A 22,228-nucleotide genomic window follows, 5' to 3' on the forward strand; every position below is an offset into this window, starting at 1 on the left:
AAAGGGATAATCCTTCCCATTCTAAATCTCGTAGTGCCAGATTTCCTCCTCTCGTAAAAGAAGACGATGGACGGGAAGACGTTCCACGGCCCCCTGTTGTTCAAGATGATTAAGTGCGCGGGTAATTGTGACTCTAGTAGTTCCTAATAAGTCAGCGATATCCTGATGAGTTAGACGCACATCAATTAATTGTCCGTTACCGGTTTGTTTGCCGAATTGATTGCCTAACCATGACAGTAATTTCAGGACCATAACATCAGTACGTTTGTAGCTACGAATAATACTTAGTTCTTGTGCTTGCTGAAGATGAGACAGCAGAATTTCTGCCATTTGATAACTCTCAACTGTGGAAAAGGAAACTGCTTGCACAGGACTAATGCACTCAACTTGATAGGGATTGACTCTCTCTAGGGTTTTGCCAACAAAACTGCCGGGTCCCCACAATCCCAAGACGATGAGGGTTCCATCTTCTAACCAGGTGGAGGTTTTCACGACTCCACTCTCGATTTTCCAGAAATTAGGATTTCTGAGGGGCAAAATTGCCCGATTATCAAAGTGCCAGCGATGGGGGGTTGGTGGTTGATAGGTAAGCGTCATGATTGATAATTAATTTTGATTAGGTACTTAGCTAGTAAAAAGCACAAGGCTGTCGGTAAAGGGGCTTTTTAGACAAGTTAAGGCTTTTTGGGAGATTTTGGGGTAAAAACGATAATTACCCCAAAAAAGACTGATTTTATGCCCTTGCAAGCCCTATTTATTTCGGGGTGCTAGTCTTCTCCAGTTCCGTCGTCGCCGAGGAGATCAGTTCTTGCCAAGCTCGATCGCTTTCCTGTAGAGTCTGTTTAACTGCGTCGATGGTCTTTTCCACGCGAGTTTTCAGGAAAGGGGAAGCATTGTCTTTGAGTCGTTCGGTGTCGTCGGCTAAGATATCGATCGTCTCGGAGGTATTAACGAGGCTCTTTTCTAGGGTAATAAGGTTGTTTTGCAGGGTTTCACCGAGTTTAGCCCCAGAACTTGTCAACTTTTTCCCTAATTTGCTCACTTTTTCCCCTAGATCGTCAATATTATCTGCTAAGTCCTCTAGGTTGTCCTGTTGAGCTTCGATAATCTTCTTGTCGAGAGAAGGGGCGGCTAGTTGAGCATTTAGGTCATCGATAGCCGATTTTGTCGCTTGGATGGCTTTTTCATAGGCAATTTGGGCATCTTCGAGAATTTTTGACCTAGAAACCTCATTTTTTTTCTTAACTGGTTCCACCACAGTGCCACCGGTTGCCGTGGCACGGTCGATGACAGCCAACTGTTCGGGAAGTAGCGGCAAGGCGATCGCATTTCCCCTTCCCCCGAGGAGCAAAGTGACAGTTAAGAGGAAAATCAGCAGCCGGAAAACTTGATTTTTGAGGTTTTTAAAACTCTTATTTCGGTTGATCATAATTTGATTTTCTCCTATATTCAAAAAATTGGTTATTCAATCTAAATATTATCATATAAAATACTTGTGTGTTATCTATATACAGAAAATTTTATAAAAAATTTATTATATTTTTTAACTAATAAATTGCAGATAAAATATAAACTTTTTGAGCTAAAAACTATTATAGAAAAGCTTATACCCTTTTAATAGAAAAATAATTTTTATCGAAAAAATCTGGTCTAAAACCTCGCCTTAAGGCGAAAAGTTTTTGGGGCGGGGTATAAATTCCCTTTACAAAAATTGCCTCCTGCCGACCGCCTCCTGCCTCCGTTATTAATGAGATGCTGAATTATCCGATGAGTCTATTTCTTGATTGATCCGAGATATTTTCTTCCGACCTTTAATATATTTGGCTAAAGGTTGTTTTTTCTTCAGTCGTTTAATGCCACTTAAAGTGGAGAGAGTGAATAAAGTACCCACGAGAACCATCTGCCATAAACCGCAGCCAGAAGCGGCCCCTAATCCTGCTGCTAACCAGATAGTCGCCGCCGAAGTCAAACCTTTTACTTGTATCTTATTTAGTTCCCGATGGGACTGTTGTAGGATGATTCCCGCCCCTAAAAAACCGACACCAGAAGCGACCCCTTGAATAGTGCGACTGAGGGCATTAGAAGACGCATAACCCACATCTCCTTCCGCTTGTAGGGGAATCATCACGAACATGGCAGCTCCGAGACTAACGATGATAAAAGTTCTCAATCCAGCCGGACGACCGCCTCGCTGTCGGTTATAACCAATCAGACAGCCGACGGCCATAGCCATACTGAGCCGAAAAATAATCGTTTGCCAATCTTCCGAGTCAAAAAACATTGCTTAACCCATCAAATGAGATAAAAACTTCGCCTAACTAATCAAGGCCTTTTCCAGATCCCGCTTTAAATCGTTTCTATTCTCGATCCCGATCGATAATCCTAGTAAAGCTGGTGTTATAGGTGGAAGTGAGATCAATGGGAACCGTTACCGCCCCATGGCTAGAGTCTGGTTCTTGCCCCCCATGAATTGCCCTCGTTTCAAATTCCATCAATTTATTGTCCTATTAGTCGATATCTTCGAGGTCTTTAAACAGGGCCGTGCTGAGGTAACGTTCCCCGAAACTAGGCTGAATCATGACGATTAATTTATCTTCGTTTTCGGGTCTTTTGCCCACCTGAATCGCCGCCCATAAAGCAGCCCCGGCCGAAATGCCCGATAGTAGTCCCTCCTGACGAGCTAACCGTCGCGCGTAGGCGAAAGCCTCTGTATCATCGACGATAATCACCTCATCGATTAATTCCGGTCGGAAAATGGCTGGGATAAAACCGGCGCCGATGCCTTGGATTTTGTGCGGCCCGGGTGGTCCTCCCGATAAGACGGGACTATTAGAGGGTTCAACTGCGATCGCTTGAAATTGGGGACGACGGGGTTTAATGGTTTCGGCAATACCGGTAATGGTTCCCCCGGTTCCCACGCCACCGATAACGATATCTACCAGGCCGTCGGTATCGGTCCAGATTTCTTCGGCGGTGGTTTCTCGGTGAATTTTCGGGTTAGCCGGGTTGCGGAACTGTTGCAAACTATAGGCGTTGGGGATGTTTTCGACTATTTCCTCGGCTCTGGCGATCGCTCCTTTCATGCCTTGGCTACCCGGGGTTAATTCTAATTGCGCTCCGTAGGCTTTTAACATCGCCCGTCGTTCTAAACTCATGGTTTCGGGCATAGTCAGGATTAAGCGATAGCCTTTGGCAGCGGCTACCATGGCCAGGGCGATGCCGGTATTGCCGGAAGTGGGTTCCACCAGAATTGTTTTATCGGGGTGAATTAGTCCGGCGGCTTCAGCGTCCTCCACCATACTGACCCCGATGCGATCCTTAACCGAGGCGGCGGGGTTCATACTTTCTAGTTTGACGACGATGCGGGCTTTTACTCCCTCTGCTACTGGGATTCGATTCAGTTGGACTAGGGGAGTCCGTCCTACCAATTGGGTGATGTCTCTTGCGATCGGCATAATCCCACTTGCTTTATACTTGTTGGCTATTTTTGATTATATATGTATTTAAGATGTTTTACAATACTTTTTAGATTGGAGTACAGTGCGTCGGCGGGGATTATCCCCGTCGATTTTTTTGCCTTGATAGTTTCTTTTTGGTATATCAAAGCACAATCGATAAAATCGTCTTGGGAAATTTTTCTCAATTTAGTTAATTATTATTAGTATATAAAAGCACATTTGTTTAAATAACTTAAAGGAATTATTAGAGAGATGAAAAGAGTGATACTTTTTCTTAGTATAGGGTTACACATTTGGAAAAGTTTTCTGAGATTTATCCTAAAAAATTATTTTTTTGCTGTTTTTTTAGGAAACAATTTTTAATAAATAAAGGTGAAAATATCGTCTATAAAATAATTTATGGCAAAAACGAGGTGTGTCTAGGAGCGTCAATAAACGCTAAATTCAATTTAAAAGAATTGTTCCTCGATATACAAAAAATCTGGCCAAGGGAGAGTAAAACTTTTTTCAAGGACGATAGTATAGTCCCAAGAAAAAAACTCCTAGATACTTTATCGGAAAAATAAAGAAAAGCCAGAAAATTTACCTCGATATTTTGCCGAAACCAATCATCATTATAGGAGATGAAAACTATGGTGTTAGATGCCTTTGCCAAAGTCGTTTCCCAGGCCGATACCCGCGGGGAATACCTGAGCGAGAATCAAGTCAATGCCCTAATTGCCTTCGTCAAAGATGGTAATAAACGCGTGGATGTGGTCAATCGTCTTTCCAGTAATTCTTCTGCGATCGTTACCGATGCCGCGCGTAGTTTGTTTTCAGAACAGCCCGTTTTAGTTGCCCCCGGTGGCAACGCCTATACAAACCGTCGTGCCGCCGCCTGCTTGCGGGATTTGGAAATTATCCTGCGCTACGTTACCTATGCCACCTTCACCGGCGATGCCAGCATCCTCGATGATCGCGCCTTGAATGGTCTCCGGGAAACCTACGTCGCCCTAGGAGTTCCGGGTGCTTCTGTTGCGGCCGGAATTCTCAAGCTCAAAGACGCTTCCCTTGCCCTAGCGGCCGATCCCAACGGGATCACTCGCGGGGATTGCAGTTCTTTACTAGCAGAAGTCGCTTCCTACTTCGATCGAGCGGCGGCGGCAGTTTCCTGATGCTGTGACTTTCTTCTCTCAATCCGATTAAACTTTTGTAGGAGCAATTCCATCGATGACCAAGACACCTTTAACCGAAGCGGTGGCTACTGCCGATTCCCAAGGCCGTTTTCTCAGCAGTGCAGAATTACAAGTAGCCTTCGGTCGTTTCCGTCAGGCCGCCATCACCCTAGAAGCGGTAAAAATCCTCGCCCAAAAAGCCCCCAGTTTAGCCCAAGAAGCAGCCAACGCTGTCTATCAAAAATTTCCCTACACCACCCAACTCCAGGGGCCGAACTATGCCTACGATGAGCGGGGGAAATCCAAGTGCGTTCGCGATATCGGCTACTATATCCGGATTATCACCTATGCCCTCGTGGTAGGCGGTACAGGCCCGATCGATGAATATCTAGTCGCCGGTTTGAGTGAAATTAATAGTGCCTTTGAACTATCTCCTAGTTGGTATATCGAAGCCTTAAAATACATCAAAACCAATCACGGATTAAGTGGGGATGCTGCTGTAGAAGCTAATTCCTACATCGATTATGTGATCAACGCCCTTAGCTAATTTACGTCAACTTCACGTCAACACAAGCTCAAATCTCCTAAATTCACCTCGGGATGAGCGCCGAGGTTTTTTTGCGTCCGTCTAACTTGGTCGTCGTCGGGAACCTACCCTAACAAAAAAACCATCTTGGGCAAGATGGTTAAACACAACGAGTATAAACCGACAAACTTGATTTTAGACCGCTTTTTCTGGCCCGGTAGCGACGGGCAGATCTGTGGTACTGTACTCTGTCCAAGAACCCTCATAAATTCGCACCTTGGGATAACCGAGCAGATGTTTGAGGACAATATACTGTAAAGTCGCTTCCCGTCCGGTACTGCAACTGACGATAATATTATCCGAGGGCTTGATGTTGCTTTGGGCAAGAATCTTCCTTATTTCGTCTAAAGATTTCAATTTATGAGGATTTTTCAGGGATTCATCGGGATTATTCGCTTCCGTAAAAGTCGGCCAGGGTATATTTTTCGCCCCCGGAATATGACCATTTCTCAGCCAGATATCCTGTTTCCCCTGAAAAAGTTCTTCCGGTCTAGGATCGATAAAAACCACATCTGGTTTGCCGATCAATTTCTCTACTTCTGCTAAATTTACCCGAATCGAGGGATTATCACGGACAGTAAAGCTCCCGGGTTGATATTTAGGGAATTCTTTAGTTACCTTTTGTTCAGAGCCCTTATAACCCTTAAAACCGCCATCTAAGACCGCCACATCTCGGAAACCCGAGCGCTCTAGTAAATAGGCCACCATGGTTGCCCCCAAGACATCGCGACCATCGGAATATACTACCACTCGATCGCCATTAGTGATTCCCGCGGCGGCAAAGAGACTGCCAATTTTATCCTCTTGCCAATATTGAACCGGCAAAAATCCGTTTGGACCACGAAAATTATTGTCGGCTATATTCACCGCTTTCGGTAAATGACCGGTGATATATTCTAAAGGATTAATCCGCACATCGAGAATTTTTAACTTCGGATCGTTGAGATTTTGTGCTACCCACCCCGGCGATACAAAGTCTATCTTAGTCTCAGATTTAGACGTGGCCATCAGGGGCGATGACGGGGCTAAGGTAAAGGTTAAAATGCAGAGGAGAACTAAAGTGAAAAAAGCAAGGGGACGGCTGTGAAACCGTCCCAGGGATAGACCCTTCCCTTGACGCAGTTTTGGTTTCATGATTCAGTGTCAGCGACGAGTATCAAATGATAATCACTATAGGGCTTTGATTAGCTTTCTCCAAAAATTTAAGTATAGCGTGATATTTTTTTTGGCAGCAAGTCGGTCAACTAATTATTAATTTTCTCTTGGGTGTTGATCGCCTTGGGTGTCTCTAATAACTGTTGCCACCAGATATGAAATAGGAAAGACCAAGCGATCGCTAAAAGCCAAGCGGCAAGGATATCACTAGGAAAGTGAACACCTAAATAAAGACGAGTCCAGGCAATAACTAAGACGAAGGGAATCCCCAGTAAAACTACCCCGAAAAACCAGCGCGTTCTCCAAGATAGGATCAGTAAAGAAACCACTAACAGGGAACTAAATAAAGCATGACCGCTAGGGAAGGCAAAATCATCGGGTAACGGATAAAATAACTGCCAAAATTGCGGGCGGTTTCGATGAAAAAAAATCTTGAGATTATAACTAATTGCCCAACCTCCCGCCATAGTTACAAGAAGATAAGCGAACCCATACCAGTATTTTTTTAGGGCAAAAATCAGCAGTAAAATTGTTAGTATCGGGGCTACTCCCCAATAAGTACCCAATCCCGTTAGTTTTATGGCCAAAAAATTTAGGTTTAAATTAGTAGTTTGATGAATAGATAGCAGCAGGAATTTTTCCCAAGCAAATCCTTGGGGATGCTGGTCAATAGCGATCGCTAAATCCGTAAAACTTAGCGATGTTAACAAGATGGCTAAGAAAAATAAGCTATTGTTTAAGTAGGTTTTGGCAATCACGGGGAAAAAGTGGCGATCGAGGATAACAGGGGCATTTCTAAAACCTGAAAATGCAGCAAAGCTAGGATTACTAAAGTATAAACTGTCGAGGAAAGTAATCCATTTCTTAATTCTTTTTGCCAATTGCGTTCTTCTTTCTCTCCACCGATTAATTCTTTCGTTCCGAACTGCATCAGCAGAATTCCCACAACATTAGATAACCAATAACCAACCATGGCCGCCGGCAGAAAAAAATCGGCGTGTAAGCAAGCAATTAAACGACCGAAACCGTAGGCGATCGGCAGATTAAAAATTAGATCGTTCCACCAACACAGGGGCGATAATAAGTAACCAATCAATACCAAGGTTCCGTTTTTTATTTTGTCCAGTAGATACATCTTTTTTTTATTTACTAACTATCAGCTTTGTTTTTGGCTCTTCTAGGTTCTGTGTGATACGTTTAACTTACAGAGGATCGATCAATCTTTGTGTCCTTTGTGTCTTTGTGGTTCCTTCCACTCGCTCGCTAGGAAGAATGTATCTTAGAATACATTTTACCCACCAAACCTAAGAGAGCCTGTTTTTTTGGCCATCAGCAATCAACTATCTCTGCTATCTAGCTGACGGCTCACGACTAATTAACGCTGAATTTGGTCAAAAATCGCCCCATCAGCGAAGAATTTTTTCTGGATCGCATCCCAGCTACCAACCGCAGTATAGGGGAAAAGATTCGACACTTTTGGATATTGTTTACTAAACTCTTTAGCCACATTAGCATTAACGGGACGGAAACCCACCTTGGCGAATTCCCGCTGCGCTTCCGGAGTAAAGAGAAATTGGGCAAAAGCTGTCGCTACTTCCCGGGTTTTGCGTTTATCAACTATTTTATCCACTACGGCCACAGGCGGATCGATCGAAACATTGACCGGAGGAATAGTATAGGAAAACCCGGTTTCTCCTTTTTGACGGGCCAGAATCACCTCGTTTTCGTAGTTAAGCAGCACATCCCCCTGATCTTGTTTAAAGAAGACATCGCTGGCTTCCCGGGCATCTTTGGGTAGTACAGGCACGTTTTTATAGACATTGCGGACGAAATTGGTCGCTTGTTGTTCGTTGCCTCCATTCCGAGTTACCGATCCCCACAGGGCCAGAAAATTCCACCGTGCCACCCCAGAGGTTTTCGGGTTGGCAGTAATGACTTTAATCCCCGATTTGGCTAGATCTGGCCAGTTGCGGATTCCTTTGGGATTGCCCTGACGAGTAACTAAAGCTACCACGGAACGAGTGGCGATGGCATTATTGGGGAGTTCTTTCTGCCAACCGGGGTTAACTAAACCCGCTTTTTGCAAGCGTTCCACATCGGAACCGATGGCCAAATTTACCACATCTGCATCTAATCCGTCGATAACAGCGCGGGTTTGGGAACCAGAGCCGCCATAACTCTGTTTAATCACCACATCCTGTTTTTTCTCTCTTTTCCATTTGTTGACGAATAGAGGAATGATTTTTGAGTAGGCCGATTGAGTCACCGCGTAGGAAACCAGGGTGATTTCCACGGTTTGTTGTTTAGCTTGCTCTTTATCCGCAGCTGCCAGCAGATTACTCGATGCTGATAGGGGACTAGAAGCTAGTCCGATTCCCGTTGTGACGACGGCAGCCGTAGCTAGAGAAATAAAAGGTAAGAGGGTTTTCGGTTTTGGGGATCTAGGATCAGGGATCACGATGTCATCGGCTCCTTTGTTTATTTATGGGAGATTGCTAGGTATTTTTTCTAGAATCGTATTCTATACGAAATAAAAAACAATTACAATACATTGAAGAAAAAATTATACTGTTTGGGTTAGATGCAAATAAATCAAGCCATTAATGGCTTGATTAACTCAAAAAAAATGGAAATATTCGATTTATACCGCTTAAATGCGCCTTTAAATCTGCCTGAAGCCTCTTTATGCTTCCAGAATAGAGATTTTATTGTCTTTATGGAGAGGAAAGAATTTTTTAGCCCTCAAAAACCTCTCCCGGGTTCACCGGTGAAGTTAGCTGACCTTAGCAACTATTACCCTAAAATTGAAGCGGTCTAACGACTTCAATCAATAAGCAGGGTGCGTCCCCAAAATCTATTGGTGGAGCAGTAGGACTTGCATTATCGCACTGAAACAGTCCAGTAGGGTGTGTTAGCGTTAGCGTAACGCACGAATTTTGAACATTAGATAAGGTGCGTTACATTTCATTAACGCACCCTACCAGAGCGCACTGAAACAGTCCAGTAGGGTGTGTTAGCGTCAGCGTAACGCACGAATTTTGAACATTAGATAAGGTGCGTTACATTTCATTAACGCACCCTACAAGATCGGCGATCGCACTAATACACCAAATTAGCTGAAACAGTCCACTACCATATCGGCGATCACACTAGTGATCGCGTGTGTCCAAATACCCTTGTGGGGGCAAAATCTACCCTAAATACCGAAAAAGATGCTTTACATCTCACCAAAACTTAGCGATTAGGGAAATTGGGAAAGCGAGTGCGGCATCCGCGATTGATCAAGCCATACCATCCCCAAGCGGCACATTCAATCGGGCGAGTCTCTTGAGGTCGGGAAACAACCGTATAGTCGCAAGAGACATAGCCGTTACCGTCGCTATCTATTGCCTGACAGTTCGCTCCTTTTAGGTCTTCTCTAAGAACGGAATTAACATGGTCTCTCAGTTGATTTTCGGCAAAACTCCTGCCCAAAAAAATCTGTCCTAGGAAAGAAACGGCGCTGATTGCGAGAATGCCGACAATAATAGTATTGACTAAGAGTTCAATTAGGGTGAAACCTTTGTTAGCCTTCTTGTTGGCGATTTTGAGCAGCAGTTTGGTTTTGAAGTTAGCGTTCATGATTTTTCCTGAGTACAGGTGTTGGATTTGCTTCTGAACAATAAAACTGTTTCTATTCGTTTATTTAGGCTGAAGAGGCTTAACTATGTGTGAAATTTAAATTTCTTTACAAAAAGCTGGATGCCAACTATAGCAGTTATCTTAGCGTTGGGTTTCATGCTTCAACCCAACCTACGTTCATCTTATATTTAATTCCACCCACCCACTTAGGACTTGTATTAGGGAACGCACCCTACAGCGATAGCGTACTGCTACGCAGTGCCTTCGGCATCGCACTGCCCCCCCTAATTGAGCGCCACCAATCGGTATGATTCGTAATTATGCCGCAAGCACTGACAATGAGCGGCAAGTCTCTTCTAATATTATTGCCGATCGAGAATGGCTCAGGAAGAGATCGCCAAAATAGTTTAAAAATCGGCCGAGAATTTCTAGGATAGAAGTAAAGACCATCCTTGCCTACTTTTTCCATGATCCTAGCCGCCGAAACTGGACTAAAAACCGCTACTCTAGACGTAAAAGGCATGAAATGCGCCGGCTGTGTGAGTGCCGTAGAACGACAACTCAGCCAAAATCAAGGGGTAAAATCGGCCCAAGTTAACCTAATCACGGAAATTGCCGTGATTGAATACCAACCGGATGCGATCGCACCAGAGCAGTTAGCCGCAAAATTAACCGCGATTGGATTCCCCACCCAACCGCGCAGCTCATCGACTCCCCTTTCTCAACAAAATCAACGGCTGCAAAACCAACAAAAAGAACAGCAACAACAATTATACCGATTAGCGATCGCTTGTTGTTTACTGGTTTTTTCCCTGATTGGTCACTTACACCACATCGGGGGACCAGAAATCCCTATCTTTCAAAGTATTGCTTTTCACTGGACTTTAGCCACCCTAGCCATTTTATTCCCCGGCCGCGATATTTTCATCGATGGTTGGCGGGGATTACGGCACGGGATGCCAAATATGAACACTCTCGTTAGTTTAGGCACAGGTAGCGCCTATATAGCCAGTTGTTTGGCTCTTATCTTCCCTAATCTCGGTTTAGAGTGCTTTTTCGATGAACCGGTCATGCTGTTAGGTTTTATTCTCCTCGGACGGACTCTAGAAGCGCATTCCCGTCATCGCGCAGCCGCAGACTTAGAAGCGCTTACCTCCCTACAACCGGCAGTGGCTCACCTGATTGGTAGTACAGATGACCGTGTGGGCGTGGCCATTCCCGTGGAACAGCTGCGCGTCGGGGAATGGGTGCGCGTCTTACCCGGGGAAAAAATTCCCGTGGATGGGGAGATTATTCAGGGAAGAACCACGGTAGATGAAGCTTTATTAACGGGGGAATCGCTCCCGGTGGTTAAGGAAATGGGAGATCTAGTCATTGCTGGCAGTTTCAATCTCTCCGGTGCGATCGCCGTGCAAACTCGTCAGGTGGGGACCGATACCACCCTAGCTAAGATTATCGCAGCCGTGGAATCAGCCCAAACTCGCAAGGCCCCGGTACAGAAGATAGCGGACCGGGTAGCGGGTTATTTTGCCTACGGAGTCATGATAATTGCCCTAATTGTGCTGCTCTTTTGGTATTTTTGGGGAACTAGGCTCTTTCCAGAGGTGTTAGGGTCAACCACGGGACACCATGAGCTGATTCAACCCACTTCTCCCCTACTTTTGTCCCTAAAATTAGCGATTTCTGTGCTTGTGGTCGCTTGTCCCTGCGCTCTCGGTTTAGCCACACCGACGGCCCTACTGGTGGGAACCAGTTTAGCAGCCGAACGGGGCATTTTAATTAAAGGGGGTGATGTTTTGGAAACCGTCTCGCAACTGCAAACGGTGGTTTTTGACAAAACGGGAACCCTTAGCCAAGGTCATCCAGAAATTACCGATTGTTTGAGTTTTTCTATCCTTAATTCCCTGGAAATTCAACAATTAGCGGCAGTAGTGGAGAGTGGTACTAATCATCCTCTTGCTCAGGCGATTTTAGACGCGGTTACTCCCCCTACTAACCTGACGGGGGAAGATTTTCAAACTGTGGCCGGATTGGGAGTTTCGGCAAGGGTGCAGGGGTCGAAAATTGTTCTAGGAAATCGGCAATGGTTGGCACAGAACGGCATTAAAATCGATGAAACTATCTGGGGGATTCAAGAGCTTTTACAAGCGGGTAAAACGGTGATTTATCTGGGGATGGAAGAACAATTACTCGGCGCGATCGCTTTTCAGGACCGATTGCGTCCCGATGCTCAAACAACCGTGAATCAGTTACAAAAACTCGGTTTAGAGGTGATTTTACTCAGTGGTGATCGCCAAGAAGTGGTGACAGCGATCGCTAATAGTTTGGGTATTAGCCAATTTTATGCCGAAGTTGCCCCCACCGAAAAATCGGCCTTAATTGCCGACCTACAGACAAAAGAGGGCAAAATCGTGGCTATGGTCGGGGATGGTATCAATGATGCTCCCGCACTAGGACAGGCTAACATCGGTATTGCTCTGGCCGGTGGCACGGAAGTGGCCATGGAAACGGCTGGGATCGTTTTAATTAGCGATCGCCTAGAGGATGTGGTGCAATCTCTGCATTTAAGTCTGGCTACATGGCAAAAAATCCGACAAAATCTTTTTTGGGCTTTGGGTTATAATACCTTTGCTATTCCCATTGCCGGTGGTTTATTACTGCCCCGTTGGGGTCTAGCTTTCAGTCCGGCCCTAGCAGCAGCTTTAATGGCTTTTAGTTCGGTTATGGTAGTGAGTAATTCCTTGCTTTTACGTCGTCAATTTCCCCCGCTCTCATCGACGCAGGAAAGCGAAAATTAAAGCAATTACCGATTTTTTCTCGATCAATCCATCAAGCACCAAAAAGAGCGACTCTCTTATTCTTTGTGTGATAAGTTTCACTGATACAGGAGCGATCAATCTCTGTGTATTCTGTGTCTTTGTGGTTCGTTACCCAAGAGAGCCAAGATGGTATTTTGTCCCCGTCTTTGTCAGTTGACGGAGACAGGAACCAATCGGGTTAAGCGGTAATTCTGGTCAGGGATTGACCTTGATAATTGTTGGTAATAATCTGGTGAATAGATTGGAAAAATTGCCGACAACGATTATTAGTTCTCAGGGGCAGCTCATGATTTTTAACCAATAAATCGATCTGAAGTTCCGAGCTAGTGGGGGGATGAATAAATAATTCCACTTTCACCAACTGGGGAAAGAGAGCATCGTTAGGAACTTCCGATAAAAGTAACACATCAGGTCGGCGCTTGATGATTTCAAATTCACCCAAACTTAGGATATCATCGTATAAAAGCCCGGTTTGATGGGGAGAAATTCCGACAAAATAAGAACAGGAATAGCGAGCCATGGCAGGGAAAAGATGATAAATTGGTCACGGTTAATCGGTCAAAATCAGGCCATTGAACTACTACAAAGAGCGCTTGAAATCAATTCGATCGCTCCCGCTTACTTATTCGCCGGCGCTAAGGGGATTGGACGCAATCTGGCCGCAAAATGTTTCTGCCAAGACTTGTTAACTAGAGATCGATCGCCGGAAACAAGGGAATTAATCCTGAAACGCTTTCTCGGGGGTAATCATCCCGATTTACTCTGGATTGAACCCACTTATCAACACCAAGGCAAACTGCTCACCGCAAAAGAAGCACAGGAAAGCAATCTCAAGCGTAAAGCTCCCCCGCAAATCCGCATCGAACAAATCCGCGAGATTACTAACTTTTTAAGTCGTCCTCCCCTCGAATCGGCCCGCTCTGTGGTAGTGATCGAGCAAGCAGACACCATGACAGAAGCGGCGGCAAATGCCCTCTTAAAAACGCTTGAGGAACCTGGAAAAGCGACTTTAATCCTGATTGCTCCCAGTCCCTCCTCTTTACTACCCACTCTCGTTTCTCGCTGTCAACACATCCCTTTTCAGCGTCTTTCGGAAGAAAATCTCGCTCAAGTCCTCCGCTCTAACGGACAGGCTCGCGTTCTCAATTATCCGGCAATTCTCGGTTTAGCCCAAGGTAGCCCCGGAGAAGCGATCGCCGCTTTAGAGTTTCTCGACAGTCTCCCCCAAGATTTACCGCGATCTTTGAGCAAATTTCCCCTAAAACTCTCCCAAGCACTGGAATTAGCCAAAATTATCGCCCAAACTCTTGACACGGAAACCCAATTATGGTATGTGAGTTATCTTCAGTATGAGGATTGGCAACGACGACGAGAGCGATCGATTTTAGAAATCTTGGAAAAAACCCGCCGGCAGCTGTTAGCCTACGTTCAACCCCGTTTAGTCTGGGAATGCACTTTCTTGGCATTAGCCAAGCTATCCACCGCCCAAAAGCCTTAAAATTGTTATATTTATCGATCGAGTGGGGAGAAAGACTATGAAAATCAAATCCTTAGTTTTGCTGATTCTGTTAACCTTGACTACGGTTTTAGGCGCTTGTCAGGGAGGAAAAGAAGCCGAAGAACCGAAAAATGGCTCTCCTGGGGTGGAATCCCCCCAAAAAAACGAAGATAGCGATGAAGACGGGGAAAGCCAGCAAAAAGACGGTGATAATGACCAGAATAAAGACGATGACGATGATGATGACGATAACTAAATCCCTAGTATAAAAAAATCGGGTGAGCCTTAACCCACCCGATCGCATATAGATTGAAATCAACCTATAACTGTGGTACAAACTGTTCTTTTTCGGGAACGTAGGCGTATTCAGCCACAATTTGCCGGAATTCTTCCCCATCGATCGTTTCTTTTTCGATCAGCAGGTCCACCACTCGATCGATCACTTCGCGATGATCGCGGACAATTCGCCGAGAAATTTCATGGCAGTGTTCCACGATCGATCGCACCTGATCATCAATGCGAGTAGCGACCTTCTCAGAATACTCGGAACGAGTCATCAAACCGCCACCGAGGAACACTTCACCCCCTTGACTTTCTAGGGACAAAGGACCCAAATCGCTCATCCCGAAACGAGTCACCATCTGGCGGGCCATATCAGAAACTTGCTGTAAATCGCCACCGGCACCGGTAGTCACCTCATCATAGCCGAAGATTTCTTCCTCAGCCGCCCGACCACCTAACGCACCGGAAATCCGGGCCATTAACTGCGCTTTCGTGGTTAAACCCTGTTCTTCGTTGGGAGTGAACCAAGTTAAACCCTGGGCCTGTCCCCGGGGAATCAGAGTCACTTTCTGGACGGGATCGTGATCTTTTAAGAGCGTACCCACGATCGCATGACCCACTTCATGATAAGCGATTAAGCGCTTGCTCTTGCTATCGACTAAAGGAGTGCCTTCCATACCCGCGATAACGCGATCTACCGCGTCATCTATCTCTAGGAGGGTAATGGCATCTTTACGACGACGGGCGGTTAAAATTGCTGCTTCGTTCAGTAAATTGGCTAAATCTGCTCCACTGAACCCCGGAGTGCGACGGGCGATCGCTTCGATGGAAACGTCGTTAGCCAGCTTTTTATTGCGGGCATGAACGTCTAAAATCTCTAAACGACCTTTAAAATCGGGCGCATCGACGGTTACTTGGCGATCAAAACGGCCCGGACGCATGAGAGCGGAATCGAGAACATCGGGGCGGTTAGTGGCGGCAATGATAATAATTCCCGTATTCCCCTCGAAACCGTCCATTTCTGTCAATAATTGGTTTAGGGTTTGTTCCCGTTCATCGTTACCACCACCGATACCGGCACCCCGTTGACGACCTACCGCGTCAATTTCATCGATAAATATTAAACAGGGAGCATTTTCCTTGGCTTTTTTGAACAAATCGCGCACGCGAGAAGCACCGACACCGACAAACATTTCCACAAATTCCGAACCAGAAATGCTGAAGAAAGGCACACCCGCTTCACCGGCGATCGCTTTAGCCAACAGGGTTTTACCCGTACCCGGAGGGCCAACTAACAGGACTCCTTTGGGGATTTTGGCCCCGACGGCGGTAAATTTCTCCGGTTGTTTGAGGAAAGTGACGACTTCCTGTAATTCTTCCTTCGCTTCGTCAATTCCTGCCACATCATCAAAGGTGATGCCGGTTTTTGCTTCCATCTGGAAGCGAGCTTTTGATTTACCAAAACTCATCGCTTGACCGGGGCCGCCTGGCATATTATTAGAACGGCGGAACAGGAAAAAGAGAGCGGCAATCAGCAAAAAGGGGAAAACTAGATTACCGAGGAATCCCCACCAAGCGCCGTCATTCCGCATCGGGTGAGCATCGAAACTAATTTTAGAATCGCGTAAACGGGCGATTAAATCCGGGGAATTGGCAGGTAAATCGACCCGTAGGCGTTGTACTCGGTTTTCTAGTTCCGGATCCAGGGCCTGTACGATCGCGGTTCTGCCCCCTTCGTAGAGATCGACGCTAACAACCCTACCACTGTCTAGGTATTCTAGAAAGCGTCCGTAGGTCATGCGGGTACTGGCGGTGTTATTGCCGATATTACTGGTGGCCGTGGCAAAAGTGCCTTGCCAAAGGAAAAAACCGACCACAAGGGCGGGCAATGTCCACAGTAAAATCGTTTTCCAAGATAGTTTCATGTTTGTTTAGTGGTTCTAGGATAAAGATTTTTGCTTAACTCATTTAGCTGTTTTTGTCAAGGATTTTACGTTATTTTTTTGAGATTAATCCCCGCAGCCAATTAAATCTTAACTAAATGTAACGTAATTCTCATAATTCTGACAAGAATGGTGACGAGAGATTTTGGCTCTCTTGGGTTTGGTGGGTAAAATGTATTCTAAGATACATTCTTCCTAGCGGGGGGGTGGAACGAACCACAAAGACACAAAGGACACCAAGATTGATCGCTTCTGTGTAAGTTAAACTTATCACACAGAACCGAGAAGAGCCAGATTTTTGAGTTCATTTGTTCTAACAAGGTCTCATGGTTTCTGGGATAAGCTGTACTGAATTTAAACTGTCTAGAAGTATATACTATATCTATTGATACGAAAATCATCTCCAAAATCCTAGAATTGCTTCTTTTTCCCATATTTGATAATTTTGCTAGATGTAACCAATTAAAGATAGAGTTAGTATCTCAACAAAATTTTTACCCTGATTTGACCTTTATTCACGAGCCAACAGGAGCTAAGTTTGCTGTGGATAGAAATTACTATTGATGAGGAGAGTGTTTAGTGAAGTTAACGCCACTTGTACCACCGATTAAGTGTCAAGGAATTAAAACTAAATTGGTGAAAGATATTAAAAATATTGTGTCTGATCTGAGCTTTGGGCGTTGGATAGAACCCTTTTCTGGATCGGGAGTGGTGGCTTTTAATATTAATCCCCAAACGGCTTTACTTGCGGACACAAATACTCATATTATCCAGTTTTATAATAATCTAAAAAATCAAGTTATTACCAGTAAAACTGTTAAGCTTTTTTTGCAAGAAAATGGTCAAGTTCTTAAGGAGCAGGGAGAAAGTTATTATTATCAAGTACGAGAAAGATTTAATCAAGCTCCTAATTCTCTAGATTTTTTATTTCTCAATCGCTCCTGTTTTAATGGCGTGATGAGATTCAATCGTAAGGGAGAGTTTAACGTCCCTTACTGTCATAAATCAGAACGATTTTCTCAAGCATATATTACCAAAATAGTCAATCAAGTTATTGCCCTAGAAAATATTCTTATTAAAACTGATTATAATTTTCAAGTTGCTGACTTTCGAGAGACTTTATCTGATTGGCAAAAAACAGACTTGATCTATCTCGATCCTCCTTATTTAGGGAGACACACCGATTATTTTAACTCTTGGTCTCAAGAGGATGAAGATTGTTTGGTTACTATTTTAAAGGATATTTCTTGTCGGTTTATTTTGTCCACTTGGCACAGTAATCAGTTTAGAAGCAATCCTTTAATTAAAAAAAATTGGAGTGCTGATAAGTTTTATATCTATACTAAACAGCATTTTTATCATGTTGGTTCCACAGAAAAATTGCGTCATCCGATCACCGAAGCGATCATCACTAACTTTAACATTCCCTTGTTGCCAGAGCGAGGAACTGATTTGCAACAACTGTCATTATTGCCATCGACAGCAGAAAATGAGGGAGTGAGAACAGTCTAGAAGATGCCTAGTTGCTAATTCTCACTCCTTACTATTTATCCTTGGCTTTGGCGCAGATGGTCGTTAATTTGGCGTTTACGCTTTTCTTGGGGGGTAGTGCTAGTAATTTCGCCAAAATCTTCACTACTCATGGAAAGATGGGACATTATCTTTCTTTTGCGCTCTTTAGCAGTTAATGCCGGTGAAGGAGTCACTGGCGGCGGCGCTGCCACGGGTTCCGCTGCCACCGGGGGAGTTTCCACAATTGGCAGCGGTTTTTGGGGAATATAGTCAGCACCAGTGGTACTTCTGGAGAGATGATCGAGAATGCGCCGTTTGCGATCGTCAGTAGCCATAAAAATCTTTGCCAGTCTAGTGTGAACTTTTGTAACTATCACCCATTGTCAAACATCCCTATCTCCTTGAGAAGTCAAGGGAGATTTTATTTTCAGCGATTGAAGACATATAAAACCTGCGATCGCATTTATCTGGTCGTGGAACTGGGGGCCTTCTCGCCCAAGGTGATAAGATAAAAAACTAAGTCTTTGAAAATATGACAAAGGATTTATCTATCATGACACCCTCTTTAGCTAACTTTCTCTGGAGCCTTGTTTTAGGTGCGGTTATCGTCCTGATCCCCGCCACTATCGGTTTGATTTTCATCAGTCAATACGACAAGATCAAACGGACTTAATTTAATTTAACCCTAAAATGCCTAGACCGATTCCGTCTGGGCATTTTAGCTAATTTTGGAACTGGCAACAGCGATCGCCCCTATTACCCGATATCCCTCTGTGCGTAAAACCCGCACAGCCTCCTCGATCGTGGTTCCCGTGGTATAAATATCATCAATTAAGAGAATCGGCACTGATTTGGGTAAATTTTTTCCCAATTGAAAAGCCGCTTGCATCGTCTTTTTTCTTTCCTCGCCTGCCAGACTAAATAAAGCTGCCGTGTTCTTAATCCGAATTAATCCGCGACTAGCCAGATGATAACCGGTTAAACGACAAAAACCTTCGCCAATAACTTCTGCTTGATTAAAACCTCTTTCCTTTAACCTTTCTGGGTGGAGAGGGATGGGAATCACCGTCAAACGTTTATCGGTGAGGGGAGGACGAAGGAGCCAAGTTTCCCCCATGCAACTGCCTAGCAAAGAGCCGAGAGCGGGATGGCGATCATATTTCATTTTAGCGATCGCCTGTTTTAATTTACCTTCATAGCGTCCCCAGATAAACAGGGGAATAGGACCACGCCAGAGAAAAAGCGGGTTATTCTGACGATAGGACTGTAATTGTCCCTCACAATCACGGCAAAGCTCTCGATCGCTCTGCCGTTGACAGAGAGGACAGGGAGACTTAAGAAATAAAGCGAGAAAAGGTTCGAGCATGGGAAGCAAAATTTTTAGCTAGATGCTGATTTCCATCGTCAAAAACGGTCAAATAATGGGGATTACTCCGCTCGATCGAAATACTGATTCCTTGCGCTCCTTCGGACTCTATATCTTGTAGATAACCCCCCTGATGCTCTTGTGCTTCCTCAAAAGAAGCAAAGGGACCAAAATAGTAGATACAGTGGGGATAAAGGGAGGTAATTTTCAGCCACCAAGGCGTGTTATCGTCAGAAATTTTATTTGTCTGCAAGAAAGATAAAATCATGTTCTGGTATTGATCGGGTAGAGGGATTGCGGGAATCAAGGACAGGTTTTTAGGAACTTTGCCCCCATAATTCCGATTTGCTGGCCAAAAAATAGAGCTTCTGGCCCAAGAGAGTCTTTTTATCGTATTAGATTAACAAGGGGATCGCTCGCAAAATCAAAAGAGATTCTAAAAATTCCCCTCGGCCAAGGGGAAGCGGATCGAGATAGGATAGTAAAAAGTTTTTTTGTAGAAAGCTAAGGGGATCAGATAACTATGAGCCAGATCGCAAACACGGATAAGAGTCTTGAGGCCATGAAGAAGTTTGCCGAACAGTACGCTAAAGGTACAAATACCTATTTCTGTAGCGATCTCTCGGTGACAGCCGTAGTAATTGAGGGATTAGCGCGTCATAAGGACGAATTAGGCGCTCCTTTATGTCCCTGTCGTCACTACGAAGACAAAGAAGCGGAGGTAAAAAATACTTTTTGGAATTGTCCCTGTGTACCGATGCGGGAACGGAAAGAATGTCACTGTATGCTATTTATTACCCCCGATAACGAGTTTGCCGGAGAAGAACAGACAATTCCCCTCGACTATATCCAAGAAGTCCGCGAATCGATGAAGGGGCATTAGTTTAGGGTAATGACAGCTACCGCTTTTGGCCAAGGAATCGACGAATTTAATCGCCAGCAATTCTATGCTTGTCATGATACCCTAGAGGCTTTGTGGATGGAGTCCGCAGAGCCTGAAAAAACTTTTTATCAAGGCATTTTGCAGATTGCTGTCGCTTGCTACCATCTGGAAAATAATAACTGGCGCGGGGCGGTAATTCTTTTGGGAGAAGGGGTTAGACGTTTACAACACTATCAACCCGATTACGAGGGGATCAACGTGACGCATTTGGTCGGGGAGAGTTTGGATCTATTAAACTTTTTACAGAATCTCGATCCCCAAGCTTTACCGGCAGTGCTAGAAGCGATGAAAAGCAATCAGGAACATCCTCATCCCCACTTCGATCGATCTATCTGTTCTCTGCCGAAAATCCTCAAAAGTCATCCCGTCCTCTAAACAGCTAGATTAGTTAGTCAATACAATTACGTCTATAGGTGACATTTCTATGAGAGCAAGATCCGCAAAAATCAGAGGATGGCTAGTTACCCTCGTTTCTACTAGCTTAGTCATGGGATTAGGTACTTCTCCCCTAGTCAAGGCACAGCAGAATATTGTACCGGGTAATGCCATGACAGTGCGATCGGATATTCAGGAGGCAAACTCAAAAACGGGCGTAATTACCGCTCGTGGTAACGTACAAGTGTTCTATCCTGCCCGCAAAATGCAGGCCACTTCCGCCCAAGCTCAGTATTTTAGCCGCGAACGTCGTTTAGTGATGACGGGTAACGTTTACGTTTTGCAGGAAGGCAACAGTATCCGCGCTGAAACGATGACTTATCTAGTCGATGAGGGCAGATTTATCGCTACTCCCCAAACCAGTCAGCAGGTGGAGTCAATTTATTTAGTCAAAGATAACGAAACCTCTCCCCCACCGGCTGCTTCCCCTGTACCCGCACCCATACCTTCCCCTTCCCTCCCCGCTGCCCCAATTATTAACCCGCAGTGATTAGGAGTCAGGAATCAGGAGTCAGGAGACAGGAGACGGGAGACAAAAGGCAAAAGGCAAAAGGCAAAAGGCAAAAGGCAGTATTCTTCCCACACCCCACACCCGTTCGGCTGAGCTCACGGCCGAAGCCCACACCCTACACCCCACACCCCCACACCCCACACCCCACTTCCCCAACACCCCACACCCCACACCCAACACCCCAACACCGGATAAAGATGACTTTAGTATTAGAAAATATCCATAAATCCTACGGTAAAAGGCTCGTGGTTAACCGGGTGAGTATTACGGTTGCCCCGGGGGAAATTGTCGGGTTATTAGGACCAAATGGTGCGGGAAAAACCACAACTTTTTATATCGCCACGGGATTAATTAAACCGAATCAAGGGCGCGTTTGGCTCGATCAAAAAGAAATTACCAAATTACCCCTTAATCAGAGGGCGCGTCTGGGTATTGGCTATCTGACGCAGCAGGCCAGTATTTTTCGTTATTTAACTGTATCAGAAAATATTCAGTTAGCCCTAGAACAGTCGGGAGTTCCCTTTTCCCAACGGGCAAATCGTCTCTATGATTTATTAAAAGAATTTCGCCTCGATAAGATTGTTCGCACTAAAGGAGCCTACGTTTCCGGAGGAGAAAGAAGAAGGACGGAATTAGCTCGCGCTTTAGCGGTGGGAGTCAACGGACCAAGATTTTTATTATTAGATGAACCTTTCGCCGGGGTGGATCCGATCGCCGTGTCCGAGATTCAAACGATGATTGCTGGTTTAAGGGATCGTCAGATGGGAATTTTAATTACCGATCACAATGTGCGAGAAACTTTGGCTATCACTAATCGGGCTTATATTATGCGCGAAGGGCAGATTTTAGCGGCGGGAAGTGGCGAAGAACTTTATAATAATCCTCTGGTGCGTCAGTATTATTTGGGTGATAATTTTTTAAGATAATTGTTATTAATAAAAAAAT

29 protein-coding genes are annotated in these 22,228 nt (G+C 44.9%); 13 read left to right on the forward strand and 16 right to left on the reverse strand.

The genetic code is table 11. The annotated features are described in order from the left end of the window. Positions 1–21: 21 nt before the first annotated feature. The 5 genes from myaer_RS10625 to cysK form a co-directional block, all read right to left on the reverse strand. Positions 22–597: a Crp/Fnr family transcriptional regulator gene (locus tag myaer_RS10625; RefSeq protein WP_046662063.1), complete on the reverse strand. Its 576-nt coding sequence runs from the start codon at positions 595–597 to the stop codon at positions 22–24. A 157-nt stretch (positions 598–754) separates the two neighbouring features. Continuing rightward, a complete protein-coding gene (locus myaer_RS10630; protein WP_046662064.1) occupies positions 755–1,429 on the reverse strand; it encodes a hypothetical protein in 675 nt (224 codons plus the stop codon). Positions 1,430–1,744: 315 nt separating this feature from the next. Continuing rightward, entirely contained in the window at positions 1,745–2,281 is a 537-nt protein-coding gene (locus tag myaer_RS10635) for an MgtC/SapB family protein (protein ID WP_046662065.1), read from the reverse strand. Positions 2,282–2,357: 76 nt separating this feature from the next. Next, on the reverse strand, positions 2,358–2,492 hold the full coding sequence (locus myaer_RS21635; RefSeq protein WP_149039027.1) for a PLP-dependent transferase: 135 nt from the start codon (positions 2,490–2,492) through the stop codon (positions 2,358–2,360). Positions 2,493–2,507: 15 nt separating this feature from the next. Next, complete coding sequence (gene cysK, locus myaer_RS10640) at positions 2,508–3,455, reverse strand: cysteine synthase A (protein ID WP_046662066.1); 948 nt, start codon at positions 3,453–3,455, stop codon at positions 2,508–2,510. Positions 3,456–4,093: 638 nt separating this feature from the next. Between cysK and myaer_RS10650 the strand changes: the two genes are divergently transcribed. Both myaer_RS10650 and cpcA read left to right on the forward strand, forming a co-directional pair. Next, on the forward strand, positions 4,094–4,612 hold the full coding sequence (locus myaer_RS10650; protein ID WP_002733930.1) for a phycocyanin subunit beta: 519 nt from the start codon (positions 4,094–4,096) through the stop codon (positions 4,610–4,612). A 55-nt stretch (positions 4,613–4,667) separates the two neighbouring features. Beyond that, positions 4,668–5,159: a phycocyanin subunit alpha gene (cpcA, locus tag myaer_RS10655; RefSeq protein WP_002732914.1), complete on the forward strand. Its 492-nt coding sequence runs from the start codon at positions 4,668–4,670 to the stop codon at positions 5,157–5,159. A 174-nt stretch (positions 5,160–5,333) separates the two neighbouring features. On the opposite strand, the gene myaer_RS10660 is transcribed toward cpcA, so the two are convergent. The 4 genes from myaer_RS10660 to myaer_RS10675 form a co-directional block, all read right to left on the reverse strand. Further along, positions 5,334–6,332, reverse strand: a complete 999-nt coding sequence (locus myaer_RS10660; protein WP_046662068.1) for a sulfurtransferase — start codon at positions 6,330–6,332, stop codon at positions 5,334–5,336. Positions 6,333–6,442: 110 nt separating this feature from the next. Beyond that, entirely contained in the window at positions 6,443–7,111 is a 669-nt protein-coding gene (locus myaer_RS10665; protein ID WP_046662069.1) for a phosphatase PAP2 family protein, read from the reverse strand. Next, positions 7,108–7,488 carry a hypothetical protein gene (locus tag myaer_RS10670; protein ID WP_046662070.1) on the reverse strand — a complete coding sequence of 127 codons (381 nt, stop codon included), beginning with the start codon at positions 7,486–7,488 and terminating at the stop codon, positions 7,108–7,110. The genes myaer_RS10665 and myaer_RS10670 overlap by 4 nt, the downstream gene beginning before the upstream one ends. Before the next feature lie 240 nt (positions 7,489–7,728). Further along, positions 7,729–8,811 (reverse strand): sulfate ABC transporter substrate-binding protein, encoded by a 1,083-nt coding sequence (locus myaer_RS10675; RefSeq protein WP_046662071.1) that lies wholly within the window; start codon positions 8,809–8,811, stop codon positions 7,729–7,731. 123 nt (positions 8,812–8,934) lie between these two features. On the opposite strand from myaer_RS10675, the gene myaer_RS10680 reads away from it, so the two are divergent. Beyond that, entirely contained in the window at positions 8,935–9,171 is a 237-nt protein-coding gene (locus myaer_RS10680) for a hypothetical protein (protein WP_201261991.1), read from the forward strand. A 416-nt stretch (positions 9,172–9,587) separates the two neighbouring features. Here myaer_RS10680 and myaer_RS10685 read toward each other — a convergent pair whose 3' ends face one another. Both myaer_RS10685 and myaer_RS21320 read right to left on the reverse strand, forming a co-directional pair. Beyond that, on the reverse strand, positions 9,588–9,974 hold the full coding sequence (locus myaer_RS10685) for a type II secretion system protein (RefSeq protein ID WP_052734179.1): 387 nt from the start codon (positions 9,972–9,974) through the stop codon (positions 9,588–9,590). A 232-nt stretch (positions 9,975–10,206) separates the two neighbouring features. Continuing rightward, positions 10,207–10,443 carry a hypothetical protein gene (locus myaer_RS21320; protein ID WP_158524795.1) on the reverse strand — a complete coding sequence of 79 codons (237 nt, stop codon included), beginning with the start codon at positions 10,441–10,443 and terminating at the stop codon, positions 10,207–10,209. Between myaer_RS21320 and myaer_RS10695 the strand changes: the two genes are divergently transcribed. After that, positions 10,442–12,772, forward strand: a complete 2,331-nt coding sequence (locus myaer_RS10695; protein ID WP_046662072.1) for a heavy metal translocating P-type ATPase — start codon at positions 10,442–10,444, stop codon at positions 12,770–12,772. The genes myaer_RS21320 and myaer_RS10695 overlap by 2 nt on opposite strands. Positions 12,773–12,971: 199 nt before the next feature. Here the strand turns inward: myaer_RS10695 and myaer_RS10700 are convergent, their stop codons facing one another. Next, positions 12,972–13,313, reverse strand: coding sequence for a hypothetical protein (locus tag myaer_RS10700; RefSeq protein ID WP_046662073.1), 342 nt, complete (start codon positions 13,311–13,313; stop codon positions 12,972–12,974). A gap of 12 nt (positions 13,314–13,325) precedes the next feature. On the opposite strand from myaer_RS10700, the gene holB reads away from it, so the two are divergent. Both holB and myaer_RS10710 read left to right on the forward strand, forming a co-directional pair. Beyond that, positions 13,326–14,291, forward strand: coding sequence for a DNA polymerase III subunit delta' (gene holB / locus myaer_RS10705; protein WP_046662074.1), 966 nt, complete (start codon positions 13,326–13,328; stop codon positions 14,289–14,291). A 37-nt stretch (positions 14,292–14,328) separates the two neighbouring features. Then, entirely contained in the window at positions 14,329–14,547 is a 219-nt protein-coding gene (locus myaer_RS10710) for a hypothetical protein (RefSeq protein ID WP_046662075.1), read from the forward strand. Between the two features lie 64 nt (positions 14,548–14,611). Here myaer_RS10710 and ftsH2 read toward each other — a convergent pair whose 3' ends face one another. Next, on the reverse strand, positions 14,612–16,498 hold the full coding sequence (ftsH2, locus tag myaer_RS10715) for an ATP-dependent zinc metalloprotease FtsH2 (protein ID WP_046662076.1): 1,887 nt from the start codon (positions 16,496–16,498) through the stop codon (positions 14,612–14,614). 435 nt (positions 16,499–16,933) lie between these two features. Here ftsH2 and myaer_RS10720 point away from each other — a divergent pair, with 435 nt between their 5' ends. Beyond that, a complete protein-coding gene (locus tag myaer_RS10720; protein WP_230400975.1) occupies positions 16,934–17,080 on the forward strand; it encodes an EcoRV family type II restriction endonuclease in 147 nt (48 codons plus the stop codon). Between the two features lie 15 nt (positions 17,081–17,095). Further along, positions 17,096–18,028, forward strand: a complete 933-nt coding sequence (locus tag myaer_RS10725; RefSeq protein ID WP_046662077.1) for a DNA adenine methylase — start codon at positions 17,096–17,098, stop codon at positions 18,026–18,028. Positions 18,029–18,063: 35 nt separating this feature from the next. Here myaer_RS10725 and myaer_RS10730 read toward each other — a convergent pair whose 3' ends face one another. After that, positions 18,064–18,363, reverse strand: a complete 300-nt coding sequence (locus tag myaer_RS10730; RefSeq protein ID WP_046662078.1) for a hypothetical protein — start codon at positions 18,361–18,363, stop codon at positions 18,064–18,066. Between the two features lie 218 nt (positions 18,364–18,581). Here myaer_RS10730 and psbX point away from each other — a divergent pair, with 218 nt between their 5' ends. Then, positions 18,582–18,701, forward strand: a complete 120-nt coding sequence (gene psbX / locus myaer_RS10735; RefSeq protein WP_002733679.1) for a photosystem II reaction center X protein — start codon at positions 18,582–18,584, stop codon at positions 18,699–18,701. 45 nt (positions 18,702–18,746) lie between these two features. Here the strand turns inward: psbX and myaer_RS10740 are convergent, their stop codons facing one another. Continuing rightward, positions 18,747–19,394, reverse strand: a complete 648-nt coding sequence (locus myaer_RS10740; RefSeq protein WP_046662079.1) for a ComF family protein — start codon at positions 19,392–19,394, stop codon at positions 18,747–18,749. Then, on the reverse strand, positions 19,363–19,662 hold the full coding sequence (locus tag myaer_RS10745) for a DUF1816 domain-containing protein (RefSeq protein ID WP_046662080.1): 300 nt from the start codon (positions 19,660–19,662) through the stop codon (positions 19,363–19,365). Before myaer_RS10745 ends, myaer_RS10740 begins: the two co-directional genes overlap by 32 nt. 255 nt (positions 19,663–19,917) lie before the next feature. On the opposite strand from myaer_RS10745, the gene myaer_RS10750 reads away from it, so the two are divergent. The 4 genes from myaer_RS10750 (at position 19,918) to lptB (ending at position 22,209) form a co-directional block, all read left to right on the forward strand. Then, positions 19,918–20,277 carry a ferredoxin thioredoxin reductase catalytic beta subunit gene (locus myaer_RS10750; RefSeq protein WP_046662081.1) on the forward strand — a complete coding sequence of 120 codons (360 nt, stop codon included), beginning with the start codon at positions 19,918–19,920 and terminating at the stop codon, positions 20,275–20,277. A 9-nt stretch (positions 20,278–20,286) separates the two neighbouring features. Continuing rightward, positions 20,287–20,712 carry a DUF309 domain-containing protein gene (locus myaer_RS10755; protein ID WP_046662082.1) on the forward strand — a complete coding sequence of 142 codons (426 nt, stop codon included), beginning with the start codon at positions 20,287–20,289 and terminating at the stop codon, positions 20,710–20,712. Positions 20,713–20,761: 49 nt separating this feature from the next. Then, on the forward strand, positions 20,762–21,262 hold the full coding sequence (locus myaer_RS10760) for an LptA/OstA family protein (RefSeq protein WP_046662083.1): 501 nt from the start codon (positions 20,762–20,764) through the stop codon (positions 21,260–21,262). Between the two features lie 218 nt (positions 21,263–21,480). Next, on the forward strand, positions 21,481–22,209 hold the full coding sequence (lptB, locus tag myaer_RS10770) for an LPS export ABC transporter ATP-binding protein (protein ID WP_046662084.1): 729 nt from the start codon (positions 21,481–21,483) through the stop codon (positions 22,207–22,209). Positions 22,210–22,228 lie beyond the last annotated feature (19 nt).

Origin of the sequence: Microcystis aeruginosa NIES-2549 (assembly GCF_000981785.2) — a bacterium.
Taxonomy (GTDB): Bacteria; Cyanobacteriota; Cyanobacteriia; order Cyanobacteriales; family Microcystaceae; genus Microcystis; species Microcystis aeruginosa_C.